At 48.7% G+C, this 12,817-nt stretch carries 12 protein-coding genes; 5 read left to right on the top strand and 7 right to left on the bottom strand.

From position 1 onward, the window contains the following. Positions 1–124: 124 nt before the first annotated feature. From AKN87_RS06000 to tnpA, 4 genes are all read right to left on the bottom strand, one after another. Entirely contained in the window at positions 125–496 is a 372-nt protein-coding gene (locus tag AKN87_RS06000; RefSeq protein WP_053102801.1) for a gamma-butyrobetaine hydroxylase-like domain-containing protein, read from the bottom strand. An 84-nt stretch (positions 497–580) separates the two neighbouring features. Beyond that, positions 581–1,930: an ATP-dependent protease ATPase subunit HslU gene (gene hslU, locus AKN87_RS05995; protein ID WP_053102800.1), complete on the bottom strand. Its 1,350-nt coding sequence runs from the start codon at positions 1,928–1,930 to the stop codon at positions 581–583. A 23-nt stretch (positions 1,931–1,953) separates the two neighbouring features. Beyond that, a complete protein-coding gene (hslV, locus tag AKN87_RS05990) occupies positions 1,954–2,484 on the bottom strand; it encodes an ATP-dependent protease subunit HslV (protein WP_053102799.1) in 531 nt (176 codons plus the stop codon). A 560-nt stretch (positions 2,485–3,044) separates the two neighbouring features. After that, positions 3,045–3,422 (bottom strand): IS200/IS605 family transposase, encoded by a 378-nt coding sequence (gene tnpA / locus AKN87_RS12585; RefSeq protein ID WP_080995513.1) that lies wholly within the window; start codon positions 3,420–3,422, stop codon positions 3,045–3,047. A 160-nt stretch (positions 3,423–3,582) separates the two neighbouring features. Here tnpA and AKN87_RS05975 point away from each other — a divergent pair. Next, positions 3,583–4,745 (top strand): IS3 family transposase gene (locus tag AKN87_RS05975; protein ID WP_096334862.1). Its coding sequence is split into 2 segments (ribosomal slippage): positions 3,583–3,838 and positions 3,838–4,745, totalling 1,164 coding nucleotides; the frame shifts between segments, so codons are not numbered across the junction. Positions 4,746–5,026: 281 nt separating this feature from the next. On the opposite strand, the gene asd is transcribed toward AKN87_RS05975, so the two are convergent. Both asd and rsgA read right to left on the bottom strand, forming a co-directional pair. Next, a complete protein-coding gene (gene asd, locus AKN87_RS05970; RefSeq protein ID WP_053101897.1) occupies positions 5,027–5,893 on the bottom strand; it encodes an archaetidylserine decarboxylase in 867 nt (288 codons plus the stop codon). Positions 5,894–6,004: 111 nt separating this feature from the next. Further along, complete coding sequence (rsgA, locus tag AKN87_RS05965) at positions 6,005–7,033, bottom strand: small ribosomal subunit biogenesis GTPase RsgA (RefSeq protein WP_053100270.1); 1,029 nt, start codon at positions 7,031–7,033, stop codon at positions 6,005–6,007. Positions 7,034–7,155: 122 nt separating this feature from the next. Here rsgA and orn point away from each other — a divergent pair, with 122 nt between their 5' ends. After that, the gene (orn, locus tag AKN87_RS05960) at positions 7,156–7,695 is read left to right on the top strand and encodes an oligoribonuclease (RefSeq protein ID WP_053102797.1); all 540 of its coding nucleotides are present in this window, start codon (positions 7,156–7,158) and stop codon (positions 7,693–7,695) included. Here orn and queG read toward each other — a convergent pair. Continuing rightward, positions 7,692–8,756, bottom strand: a complete 1,065-nt coding sequence (gene queG / locus AKN87_RS05955) for a tRNA epoxyqueuosine(34) reductase QueG (RefSeq protein ID WP_053102796.1) — start codon at positions 8,754–8,756, stop codon at positions 7,692–7,694. The two genes, orn and queG, sit on opposite strands and share 4 nt — an antisense overlap. Before the next feature lie 249 nt (positions 8,757–9,005). On the opposite strand from queG, the gene tsaE reads away from it, so the two are divergent. Genes tsaE through mutL form a run of 3 tightly spaced genes read left to right on the top strand, consistent with a single transcriptional unit; the run spans position 9,006 to position 12,798 of the window. Beyond that, positions 9,006–9,491 carry a tRNA (adenosine(37)-N6)-threonylcarbamoyltransferase complex ATPase subunit type 1 TsaE gene (tsaE, locus tag AKN87_RS05950; protein WP_053102795.1) on the top strand — a complete coding sequence of 162 codons (486 nt, stop codon included), beginning with the start codon at positions 9,006–9,008 and terminating at the stop codon, positions 9,489–9,491. 47 nt (positions 9,492–9,538) lie between these two features. Further along, positions 9,539–10,939, top strand: coding sequence for an N-acetylmuramoyl-L-alanine amidase (locus tag AKN87_RS05945; RefSeq protein WP_373332758.1), 1,401 nt, complete (start codon positions 9,539–9,541; stop codon positions 10,937–10,939). Continuing rightward, on the top strand, positions 10,936–12,798 hold the full coding sequence (gene mutL / locus AKN87_RS05940; RefSeq protein ID WP_053102794.1) for a DNA mismatch repair endonuclease MutL: 1,863 nt from the start codon (positions 10,936–10,938) through the stop codon (positions 12,796–12,798). The genes AKN87_RS05945 and mutL overlap by 4 nt, the downstream gene beginning before the upstream one ends. Positions 12,799–12,817: the final 19 nt, after the last annotated feature.

The raw sequence follows: 12,817 nt of genomic DNA, 5'->3' as shown, positions 1-12,817 counted from the left end.
GGTCGTTCACCTAAATCAGATTCCGCTCCATTCTAATACCCTTGTGCCGATTTGTCTTGAGCGTGAGCAGGCTTTGTCAGGTTAGTCGATAGAACCTGAGAATGAGCGGAGATAATGGTTGGCTTTAGCCAAACAACTTAACGACCGATTCATTGGGGTCGCGTGATTTGCCGGCACGATTTAATTCGGCTAAATAGGTTTGCCAAAGCGTCTGTTGTTGGCTGCCTAATTGATAGAGGTACTGCCAAGTAAAGAGCCCTGAGTCATGGCCGTCATCAAAGCTTAGTTTCAGTGCATAGGTGCCGGCCGCCTCAGCATGTTGCAGCTTTACCTGCTGCTTACCAAACTGCAAAATCGGGTTGCCATGGTTTTGCACCTCGGCAGATGGAGAGTGCACCCGTAAAAACTCAGCGGGTAGGATAAACTGCTCGCCTGAAGCATAGCTAAGATTGAGCGTATTAGCGGTTAAGTCTAGTTTGACAGCGGTAGGAGTCATAAGGTTACCTTTGTACTTAAGTGACAAGAGCCCACTACGTGACCGCAGCAGGCTCTTGTGGGACCCAGAACGATAAGACTAAAACTACAAGATGTAGCGCGATAAGTCTTCGTCTTCGGCCAGCTCACCCAGATGCTTAGCCACATACGCGGCATCAATTTGCAGTGGCTCAGCCTGATGTTGGGCCGCTAGATCTGATGCAGAGAAAGAGACTTCTTCAAGTAGTCGCTCTAGCAAAGTATGTAAACGGCGAGCACCGATATTTTCGGTTTTTTCGTTTACCTGCCAAGCAATTTCTGCCAAGCGCTCAATACCATCGCTGGTGAACTCGATCTTTAATCCTTCCGTTTTTAGCAGCTCAACGTATTGCTCGGTGAGCGAAGCGTGGGGCTCGGTTAAAATCCGCTTAAAGTCTTCAGGGGTGAGGGCTTTAAGCTCAACCCGAATGGGTAAGCGTCCTTGTAACTCTGGCACCAGATCGCTGGGCTTGCTGAGGTGGAAGGCGCCTGAGGCAATAAACAGAATATGGTCAGTTTTCACCATGCCGAGTTTGGTATTGACCGTACAGCCTTCGATTAATGGCAGTAAGTCGCGTTGCACTCCTTCACGGGAGACATCGGCACCACTGGTGTTACCGCGTTTAGCAATCTTGTCGATTTCATCGATAAACACGATGCCATGTTGCTCAACTGCTTCAAGGGCGCTGGCTTTGATTTTATCTTCATTGACCAGACGTGCCGCTTCTTCATCGCGCACCATTTTGTAGGCATCGGCGATTTTTAGTTTGCGCGTTTTAGTTTTGCCCTTGTTCATGCCTGCAAACAAATTTTGCAGTTGGCTGGTCATTTCTTCCATACCAGGTGGCGTCATGATTTCTACGCCAACAGGGCTATCTGCCACTTCAATCTCGATTTCTTTGTCGTCCAGCTGACCTTCGCGTAAGCGCTTACGGAACAGTTGGCGCGTGCTGGAATCGGTACGTGCAGCAGCCATTTCTTCTTCGCTTGGCGAGCTGCCGCGAGCAGGTGTGAGCAGTGCATCTAAAATACGATCTTCGGCCGCATCTTCAGCGCGGTGCTGCATTTTTTGCATTTCTTGCTCACGCAGCATTTTTACTGCGGCATCGGCTAGATCACGAATAATTGATTCGACATCACGGCCAACATAACCCACTTCGGTAAATTTAGTGGCTTCCACTTTAATAAAGGGCGCGTTGGCTAAGCGAGCTAAGCGGCGGGCAATCTCAGTTTTACCAACCCCGGTTGGGCCGATCATTAAAATGTTTTTGGGTGTAACTTCAGGGCGTAGTTCAGCAGGTAACTGCATCCGGCGCCAGCGGTTACGCAGCGCAATTGCCACCGCGCGCTTGGCCTCATCTTGGCCAATGATATGGCGGTTCAGCTCGTGAACAATTTCGCGGGGAGTCATGGACATAAAAAACAGTCTCCAGAGCAGCGTTAAACAGCGCTATCTAGCTCTTCGATGGTTAAATTCTGGTTGGTAAACACACAAATAGAGCCGGCGATGGTCAAGGATTTTTCGGCGATCTCGCGGGCTGAAAGTTCGGTATTTTCTAACAGGGCTAAGGCCGCTGACTGGGCATAAGCACCGCCTGAACCCATGGCAATCAGCCCATGCTCAGGCTCCACTACATCGCCGTTGCCAGTAATAATGAGTGAAGCATCTTTGTTGGCTACAGCTAACATGGCCTCTAGCCGACTGAGAGAGCGATCGGTTCGCCAATCTTTAGCTAACTCAACAGCAGCTCTGACTAAATGGCCTTGGTGTTTTTCAAGTTGGCCTTCAAAACGCTCAAATAAAGTAAAGGCATCGGCGGTGGCACCGGCAAAGCCAGCAATGACTTCGCCACGGTATAAGCGGCGTACTTTTTTTGCGTTACCTTTCATTACGGTATTACCAAGCGATACTTGGCCGTCGCCGCCCATGACGACTTTTCCGTTACGACGGACTGAAACGATTGTGGTCAAGGGATATCTCCACATTTTGGCTGGGCGGGATTGCCCTAATTAACCTGATAGATGGGGGCGTTTTTTAAAAACACAATAGGTAGCGGCTAATTTTATATAGCTGCCGATTAAAATGCTGAGTAATGAAAGCTAGGTAATGTACCGTTTTACATGCTTAGATAAATAAAGTGTAGCTATGCACTTCAAGTTAAAAACTTGCATATGCTCAGTATATTGTCGAGTCACTGCAATAGCCGCTCCGTTATCATGTGTGCAGGCTTAACCAACTTAGGGTGCATGTGTTTAAGTCGGCGGCTTAATGCGCCTTTATTTACTAATACTAAGTGCGCTAAAGAAGCCATGGAGGAAAGTTGACTCAGATCTCACGCGCCAATGGCTAAAAATATTTTCAAGCAATTTTAGGTGTTGATTACTGAACACAGTACTCGGCATTTAGTAGCAACGATCAAGTAAGCATGGTATTCGAAAAAGCCAAGTCTTTAACCTCTTTTCGCGGAATTCCACTTCCAAGCAGCCATTGCGCAGCTTTGGACGTTTGGAGGTGGATAGCGAGCCGTCTGCTAGGACGGCTTTGCCTGATTTTGGATGTACTGCTTAATTACTTCGGCGCTCGCACCGTCACCAACTGAAAGTAGGCAGTAACTGCGTGACCAGAAGTGATCTTTCCATAGCATTTTCTTGATGTGTTCCCAATGATCCTTGCGGATCATACGGCTACTCACTGTCTTGATAGAATTCACCCGTTTGGAGAGCATGATATTCGGGTGCAGTTCCAACAAGATATGGGTGTGGTCAGGCTCCCCAGAGAACTCCAGGACACTCACATCTGACAACTCACATACTCGTCGGACGTGTTGTTCGAGGTCTTCCATGGTCTCTTTGGTGATGGCCTTGCGTCGATAGGCTAAAACTAAATGAGCCTTGATATTAAAACACAATGAGGATGAGACCTAAGAGAGCTGGTGATCCGTGAGGAAAGCTACACCTCCAAAGCAAGTTGTTTGGGCCTGGACTCGATACCTGATTATCAGGCCTGTAGTGGTCTAATGAAACCAGACATCTACTTAGGCGATAATGTTCGCCATAAAGAGGTGCTCTATGATAAACAAACAACGTACTTTTACTCCAGAATTCAAACAAGAAGCCGCTAGCTTGGTGCTTGATCAAGGCTACAGTCTTGCCCAAGCCTGCACATCATTAGGTGTGAGTAAGTCGGCCTTGCACCGATGGGTTAAACAGCTCTCAGAAGAGCGTCAAGGTATCACTCCAAAAGGTAAAGCAATAACCCAAGAACAACAGCGCATTCAAGAGCTTGAAGAGCGCTGCAGACGGCTTGAGATGGAGAAATCCATATTAAAAAAGGCTACAGCTCTCTTAATGTCGGACGATTGGAAACATACACGCTAATTGAGAAGTTAAGAGAGTATGCCCCTGTTGAAATCGTGTGTGCGACCTTTGAGGTTAATCGCTCTTGTTACTATGAGTATCGAAAAAGATCGCGACGAGTAGATGTCGAGCACATCAAGCTAAGAGCGCTGGTAAGTCAATTATTTAACAAGAGTCGCTACTCAGCGGGCAGTCGCACTTTGCAATGTATGCTGAGTAAACAAGGTGTCACTATAGGTCGTTTTAAGGTGCGTAAGATGATGAACGAACTCGGTCTATCATGTAAGCAGCCAGGCTCGCACGTGTACAAACAAGCCACGCTTGAACGACTTGATATACCGAACCGTTTAGACAGGAAGTTTGCTGTAACACGACCTAATCAAGTTTGGTGCGGGGATATTACTTACATCTGGACAGGTCAGCGCTGGAGTTACCTAGCAGTTGTTTTGGATCTTTATGCTCGACGGGTAGTTGGTTGGTCTATGTCTGAAACAGCTGATGCCAGCTTAATCGTAAAATCGTTAGAGCATGCATGGGAGCAGCGCGGTCGTCCGCAAGGTGTGTTATTTCACTCAGATCAAGGCTCACAGTACGCTAGCTATCAGTTTCGTCAGCGTCTATGGCAATATCGCATGGTTCAAAGTATGAGTCGCCGAGGTAACTGCTGGGATAATGCACCGGTGGAGCGACTATTTCGTAGCTTAAAAACAGAGTGGGTACCAATGTTTGGGTATAACAGTTTTATGGCTGCTCAAAAAGATATCAGTGGTTACCTGATGAAATATTATAATCAGCAACGACCACATACATTTAATCGTGGCTTGACTCCGCTAGCAGCGGAAGAAATTCTTAACAAAGTGTCTGGAATTATTTGACCACTACAGCCTTTAAAGAGGACAAGGTTGTGCCACTGTTCAGTGGTCGCCGCGTCAAGCGAGGCTTGTACAAGACTGGAAGTGGTGTGCTGCTCAACAGTGACGTGAACGGTGCAGCCAATATCCTCAGAACGAAGCAGGTAAGGGCGCTATGGGCACGCCCGTAGCAGTCAAACACATTGACCTGCTACTAGAAGCGGGGCTGCGGCCCCGCGAAACCCTGTCTAACCGCGAAGCGGCTTAGGCAGGGTAGTTCATGGCGGGGATATCAAGAGAGTCACTTAGCTATTTTTAAGAGAAGTCGCCAGTAATTGTCCCATTTCAACTGCGGTACCTTCATTTAGCTCGGTACTCCACTTAATCTGCTCTGGGCCAAATAGCACAATGGCCGTTGAGCCGAGTTTAAAACGGCCCATCTCAGCCCCTTTTTCTAGAGTGATAGGCTGAAAACTCGCCGCTTGGTAATCAAAGGTTTTTAGCGTGCGTTTGGGTGGAGTAACTAAACCAGCCCACACCGTTTCAATACTGGCAACAATCATCGCACCGACTAGCACCACGGCCATTGGCCCACGCTCAGTATCAAAGATACAGACAGCGCGCTCATTGCGGGCAAACAGCTCGGGCACATGTTCAGCGGTAGTTTGGTTCACTGAAAATAGTCGCCCTGGCACATAAATCATCTGCCGTAAGGTGCCGGTTAATGGCATATGCACGCGGTGATAGTCACGTGGAGATAAGTATACGGTGGCAAACTCACCGCCCATAAACTCAGCGGCTAAGTCTTTATCGCCACCTAGTAACTCTTGTAGGCCAAAACTATGGCCTTTGGCTTGGAAAATGCGACCATATTCAATGCTGCCCAGTTGGCTAATAGCGCCATCGGCAGGGCAGAGAATGGCTCCTTCCGTGGTGTCGAGTGGGCGTGCATCGGGTTTTAGCGCACGAGTGAAAAAATCATTGAAATGTTGATAACTATTGGGATCTTCATTCAACGCTTGGCTCATGTCTACGTTATATTTTTTGATGAACCAGTTAATGAAGCGGTGTTTGAACCAAGGCTTTTCGCATTCAGCAATGCAACCAGCAAGGCGCGAAAGGGTATGGTGGGGTAATAAATATTGCAGCAAAATAAAAAAACGTTGTTGCAAAGTCATGTGTCTGTCCGTTATGCGGGCGTTTTATCTGAGATAAAACGCGTTGTTAAGGTTAAGTACTTTAAGCGCGGTATCTTACGTTAACTCTAGGATTAATGCTGCTGCTCAGTCATCGCTAATACTGTTCAAGATATGTTTAAAGCTAGCGAGACGTGCGGGGTGAATGGCCCCTTGAGCTACTGCAGCTAATAATGCGCAATCAGGTTCATGCTCGTGGCTACAATTTCTAAAACGGCAACGGCCAAGGTAATCGGCAAACTCTAAAAAGCCTGCTTCTACATCTTGTTGGGTGACGTGGGTTAAGCCAAAATCACGAATTCCTGGCGAGTCAATCAGGTCGCCACCGAGGGGAAAGTGAAATAGATGCGCCGTTGTAGTGGTATGGGTACCTTTACCGGTGACCTCCGAGAGGGCGCCAACACGGGTGTTGAGATCAGGTAACAACTTGTTAACTAAAGAGGATTTACCGACTCCCGACTGGCCGACAAATACACTGATCCGATCTTTGAGTTGCTCAGTCAGTTGCTCCATGCCCGCTGAGTCATAGGTGGAAACCGCTAAAATGTTGTAGCCCAGTTGTCGGTAGGTATCAATCAGGCTTTGCGCGTGGCCTTCATCATTATGGGTAGCCAGTAAGTCTGATTTGTTTAATAGCAGTAAAGGTTCGATATTGGCATGCTTAGCGGCAATTAAATAACGATCAATTAAATTAGCGTGGGGTTCAGGTAAGGGAGCAAAAACGATAATAATTTGATCAACGTTTGCTGCCACGGCTTTGAGAAAACCTCGGCTATCGGGACGTGATAACTCGCTGTGGCGTGGAAGCTGCGCCACAATCACGCCAATGCCTTGATTGCCCGGACGCCAAATAACCTGATCCCCGGTCACTAAAGCGGGCAGGTTAGCCCGTAGATAGCAGCGAAAGGTTTGACCCTTCAGCTCGCCTTCGCAGGCCTCAATGGCCACTTGTACGCCAAAGTGCGCAATCACTAATCCTCGTTGTTCGGGACCAAGGTCACCGCCCTCAAGCTCTGCGGTTAAGCGTTCTTCACGTTTGAGCGCGCGCGCGGTGCGCTCTTCTTGAATCTTTTCAATGCGCCAGCTTTGGCGGCGATTTAATTGACGTTTTGCCATCCTAGGATTAACCCAATCATTTAAGAAGTATGCTGAGCATACTACGCTAAGCAAGCTCAACTACCTACCATAATGCAGTACACTAAACAGCAATTTATTGATCTAACCGAGTGGAAAAGAAAATGGACAGCCAAAACTTAATTTGGATTGACCTGGAAATGACCGGGCTAAATCCAGCAACTGACGTGATTATTGAAATGGCCACCATTGTGACCGATGCGCAATTAAATGTGTTGGCTGAAGGCCCCGTACTAGCAATTCATCAGCCAGATGAGGTGCTCGCGCAGATGGATGAATGGAATACTCGGCAACATGGCGGCAGTGGTTTAACTCAGCGAGTGCGTGAAAGTAAAATTACCCTAGCTGAAGCAGAAGCAGCAACCTTAGCGTTTTTAGCACAGTGGGTGCCGGCTAAAGCTTCGCCGATTTGTGGCAATAGTATTGGTCAGGATCGTCGGTTTTTACATAAATACATGCCAGAGTTAGAAGCCTACTTTCATTACCGCAACCTAGATGTCTCGACTTTAAAAGAGTTGGTGGCACGTTGGGCGCCTGAATTACAAGCCGGCTTTAAAAAAGGTGATACCCACTTAGCTTTAGCAGATATTCGTGAGTCAATTGCTGAGCTGCGTTATTACCGAGAGCACTTTATTCGTTACTAACGTTGCTTATGCTGCTGCAGCGCCCAGTTGACGTGTTCTTGCACCAATTCTGAGGGATAGTGGAGGCGTTGTTTTAGCGCTTCTAGGACTGGAATGGTGCTCGGCGCATTACCTAGACCCACTGCAAGATTGCGTAGCCAGCGCTCAAAACCAATGCGCCGAATGGGAGAGCCTTCGGTTTTACGCAAAAAAGTGGCTTCGTCCCATAAGAAAAGAGTGACTAAGTCCGCTGTAGCTAACTGGTGGCGGGGAGTAAAATCAGGCTCAGTAGACACCTTGGCAAAACGGTTCCATGGACAGACCAGTTGACAGTCATCGCAGCCGTACACGCGGTTACCAAGCAGAGGACGTAACTCTTCAGGAATGCTGCCTTTTAGCTCAATGGTTAGATAGGAAATGCACCGGCGCGCATCCAATACGCCCGGTGCGACAAAGGCATTGGTTGGGCACTGGTCTAAGCAAGATGAACACTTGCCACAGTGGTTTTTCTCGTTAGGGGCATCAATCGGTAAAGGAAGATCAATCAATAATTCGCCGAGGAAAAAGAAGCTGCCGGCTTGGCGGTTTAAAATTAAGGTGTTTTTTCCGGTCCAACCTAACCCAGCTTTTTCTGCTAGTTGTCGTTCCATGACCGGGGCGCTATCGACAAAGGCGCGATAACCAAAAGGACCGATGGCTTCGCTAATTTTGCTGGCAAGTTGCTGTAGGCGTTTGCGCAGCACCTTATGATAATCCCGGCCTAGGGCATAGCGCGAAATGTAGGCTGCTTCAGGATTTCTCAATTGCTCGGTAAGCTGGGTGTCAGCGGGTAAGTAATCCATACGCACTGAAATTACGCGCAAGGTGCCAGGTACCAGTTCAGCAGGGCGCAGGCGCTTAGTGCCGTGACTCCACATATACTCCATCTCGCCAGCGTAACCTGCATCAATCCATTGTTGATACTGTTCCTCAGTATGGCTTAAGTCAGTATCAGTGATGCCCACTTGCTGAAAGCCAAGGTCAAGCGCCCAGTGTTTAATCTGTAAGGCTAGTGCAGTTAATTGCTCAGGGGATAGGCTCATGAAGCGGCAAAAGCTCAAAAAAAGCGTTATGATAGACCGTGTTTTTGCGTCAGTTGATTTCGGGCATACTGTACGTTATTTACAGCAAGTGTTCACGAATAAATCGCTAGCGACTAGTGGGTGCACCGCGCGTGACGGAACTCCTAGGGGCTTTAGTTGTTTATTCTCCTACCCTTGAGTTTTTATCCCTGTCTGGCAGGCTGATCAGGGATTCTTTAACCATCATTTAGCGTTAATGAGGCGCCACCTGTGACAGAACTCAGCGTATATATGGCCAATGATGAAGCTATGGTGAGGTTTGGCAAGCAGCTTGCTGCCTGCTGTGCTGGCCACGGTGTGATTTTTTTACGCGGCGACTTAGGAGCCGGTAAAACCACTTTATCGCGAGGTATTATTCAGGGCTTAGGTCATCAGGGCGCAGTGAAAAGCCCGACCTTCACCTTGGTTGAGCCCTATCAGTTAGAAGGTGGTGCGGTTTGGCATTTTGATCTGTACCGTTTAGCCGATCCTGATGAGTTAGAGTTTTTAGGGATTCGCGACTACTTTGCCAATGATGAGTTATGTTTAATTGAGTGGCCAGAACGTGGTCAGGGTGTATTGCCTGTGCCTGATCTAGATATCGAAATTAGTCATGCTGGGGCAGGGCGCCAGATAGTTGGTCAGGCGCATAGCGCACGAGCCCAGCGTTGGTGTGAGCAGTTAGCAAAATACGCGCAAGAGGAGTGCAGTAAGTGATGATGCGCCAAAGGTTACAGGCTGTATGGTTAGTTGTTTTAGGTTTAATGCTGTTACTTGGCAGCTCATTACAGGCTTACGCTAATACACAAATTAATAGTGTGCGGTTATGGCGTGCCCCCGATAACACACGGCTAGTATTCGATATGACTGGCCCGGTGCGTCATGAGGTCTTTACTTTGAGTAATCCTGAGCGTGTGGTGATTGATGTCACCGGCGCTAAATTACAGTACCCGCTCAGTCAGGTGAACCTGTTGAAGAGCCCAATTAAAGGTATGCGCGCGGCTTATAAACCAAGCGGTGAGCTTCGTGTGGTTTTGGATGTAAGTGCCAAGGTAGACCCAAAAAGCTTCACCTTAGCGCCCAATCAGCAGTATGGGCATCGCTTAGTATTGGATTTATTTGATCGGATTCCAGGGCAAAAACACACGCCAGCGACTCAGCCACCGGTGGTGCATAATCCGGTAGTCAGTGCGCCACCTAAAAGCAGTGGTACGGTGGCGCCGATTATTCCACGCCAAGGACAAAGTATTCAGGGTAAGCGCGATATTGTGGTGGCGATTGATGCGGGCCATGGAGGTGAAGACCCCGGGGCGATTGGTCCTAAAGGCTTGCGTGAAAAAACCGTAGTATTAAGTATTGCCCAAGAACTGCAGCGGCAGATTAACAGTGAAAAAGGTTTTCGTGCTGAGTTAGTGCGCACCGGTGACTACTTTATTCCTCTGCGTAAGCGAACAGAAATTGCTCGGAAAAAAGGTGCAGATCTATTTGTCTCAATTCATGCGGACGCTGCGCCCCGCGCTTCTGCTTTTGGTGCCTCGGTGTATGCGTTATCCGATCGTGGGGCTACTTCGGAAACTGCCCGTTGGTTAGCTGACAGTGAAAACCAGTCGGACTTAATTGGTGGTACCGGTAACGTTAGCTTGAATGATAAGGATAAGGTGCTAGCTGGAGTGTTGTTAGATTTATCCATGACCGCTTCGATGTCAGCCAGTTTGGATGTGGGGCAAAAAATCCTAAACAGTATGGGACAAATTACGCCGTTACATAAAAAGCGGGTGGAGCAAGCGGGCTTTATGGTATTGAAGTCACCAGATATTCCGTCAGTGTTAGTCGAAACAGGTTTTATCTCTAACCCCAATGAGTCGCAAAAACTAGCTACGCGTGCGCATCAGCAGGCGCTAGCTCGGGCCATTCATACTGGAGTGCGTCAGTACTTCCAATTGCATCCACCGCCAGGTACCTATATGGCCTGGTTACGTGATTCAGGTAAAGTAAAAATTGGCCAGCGCGATCATGTGGTTAAACCAGGGGAGAGCGTATCCTTGATTGCATTGCGTTATCAAGTCTCAATTAATGAGCTGCGTCGTTTAAACAAGCTGTCTAGCGATGCGTTAAAAGTGGGGCAGGTATTAAAAATTCCAGCGACAACATTAGGCGCTAAATGAGTACTCAAATTCAGCGATTAAGTCCACGTTTAGCCAACCAAATTGCTGCCGGTGAGGTGGTCGAGCGCCCTTCATCGGTGGCCAAAGAGTTGCTTGAAAACTGCTTAGATGCGGGCGCTACGCGAATTGAAATTGAAGTTGAGCAGGGCGGGGTTAAGTTACTGCGAATTCGCGATAATGGCAGTGGCATTACAGAGGATCAGTTGCCGTTAGCCCTTGAGCGCCATGCTACTAGTAAAATTGCAGAGCTAGCTGATCTTGAAGGTGTGGTCAGTTTAGGCTTTCGGGGGGAAGCGTTAGCCTCGATTAGTTCGGTGTCACGCCTAACCTTAACCTCGCGGACTGCTGAGGCAGAACAAGCGTGGCAAGTGGAAGTGGAAGGGCGGGATATGCAGCCTCGGGTGCAGCCTGCTGCGCACCCAGTGGGGACTACGGTAGAGGTCTGCGATCTTTTTTTTAATACTCCGGCTCGGCGTAAGTTTTTGCGCACTGAAAAAACTGAGTTTGATCACTTACAAGATGTGGTGAAGCGCATGGCGCTAGCCCGTTTTGATGTGGGCTTTAGTTTGCGGCATAACGGTAAAACCGTATTTCAGTTGCAACCGGCCGCGACTGAGGCCGAGCAGGCCAGACGCGTTGCCCTGGTGTGTGGTAGCGAGTTTTTAGAGCAAGCGTTACCGATTAATCAAGAGCGTAATGGCTTGCGTTTGTGGGGCTGGGTGGGCTTGCCAACATTTTCACGTAGCCAAGCAGATTTGCAGCATTTTTATGTCAATCAGCGGATTGTTAAAGATCGCTTAGTTGGGCACGCAGTACGCCAAGCCTATCGCGATGTTATGTACGGTAACCGACATCCGGCTTTTGTGTTGTTCCTTGAGCTTGATCCGACCACCGTTGATGTGAACGTGCATCCAACCAAGCATGAAGTGCGTTTTCGCGAAAATCGTAGCGTACATGATTTTCTGTATAGCACCTTATACCGGAGTTTAGGTGATGTGCGTCCGGCTGATCAGTTGCCAGAGCAGCCCCAAGAGGCCAGCTCCGCAAGTGAGCCGCCAGCGGTTGAGGTGGAGCCCTTAGCCAAGACCTACGGCGCACAAACTGAAATGGGGCTGGCTAACCAGAGCAATTTGCAGCCTAGTTTTAATCCCCAAAGCAGTTGGCAGAGTCGTGAGCCGGCTAGAGGGCAATCGCCTGAAGCCTTTGCAAAAGCTTACCAAGCCTTTGTTGCTCCCTTTGAAGGTGAGGTGCAAGAAGATGATGCTAGCGCTGATATACCACCGCTAGGCTATGCCATTGCGCAGCTAAAAGGGGTGTTTATCTTGGCGGAAAATGCCCACGGTATGGTGGTGGTAGATATGCACGCTGCCCATGAGCGGATTATGTATGAGCGCCTGAAGCAGGCAATGGCAAGCGAAGGCTTACGTGCACAGCCGCTATTAGTGCCAGAGGTGGTGGCACTGAGTGAACGTGAGGTGGATTGTGCAGAAGAACATCATCTGTGGTTTGCCAAGCTAGGTTTTGAAGTGCAGCGTCTAGGTGCAGAGTCCCTAGCGATTCGCCAAATTCCAGCCTTGCTTAAGCAGGCCGATGCCCAAGATTTATTGCGGGATGTATTGGCCGACCTATTAGAATTTGGCACGAGTGATCGAATTCAAGCGCACTTAAATGAGCTGCTAGGGACTATGGCTTGTCATGGTGCTGTGCGGGCTAATCGGCGCTTAACCTTGCCAGAGATGAATGCCTTACTACGCGATATGGAGCGCACTGAGCGTAGCGGGCAATGTAATCATGGGCGTCCGACGTGGACTCAGATGACCATGGATGAGCTAGATAAGCTCTTTTTGCGGGGACGTTAAGCGCGCGGATTACCAACAA

The sequence above is a fragment of the Thiopseudomonas alkaliphila genome, assembly GCF_001267175.1.
GTDB classification, from domain to species: Bacteria; Pseudomonadota; Gammaproteobacteria; order Pseudomonadales; family Pseudomonadaceae; genus Oblitimonas; species Oblitimonas alkaliphila.
The sequence above is the reverse complement of the archived record's forward strand: the minus strand, read 5'-3'. Positions and strand labels throughout refer to the sequence as shown.

Excerpts from the sequence above, each read along its gene's own strand:
- AKN87_RS06000 (WP_053102801.1), bottom strand. The coding sequence starts at position 496 with ATGACTCCTACCGCTGTCAAACTAGACTTAACCGCTAATACGCTCAAT.
- hslU (WP_053102800.1), bottom strand. The coding sequence starts at position 1,930 with ATGTCCATGACTCCCCGCGAAATTGTTCACGAGCTGAACCGCCATATC.
- rsgA (WP_053100270.1), bottom strand. The coding sequence starts at position 7,033 with ATGGCAAAACGTCAATTAAATCGCCGCCAAAGCTGGCGCATTGAAAAG.
- orn (WP_053102797.1), top strand. The coding sequence starts at position 7,156 with ATGGACAGCCAAAACTTAATTTGGATTGACCTGGAAATGACCGGGCTA.
- queG (WP_053102796.1), bottom strand. The coding sequence starts at position 8,756 with ATGAGCCTATCCCCTGAGCAATTAACTGCACTAGCCTTACAGATTAAA.
- AKN87_RS05945 (WP_373332758.1), top strand. The coding sequence starts at position 9,539 with ATGCTGTTACTTGGCAGCTCATTACAGGCTTACGCTAATACACAAATT.
- mutL (WP_053102794.1), top strand. The coding sequence starts at position 10,936 with ATGAGTACTCAAATTCAGCGATTAAGTCCACGTTTAGCCAACCAAATT.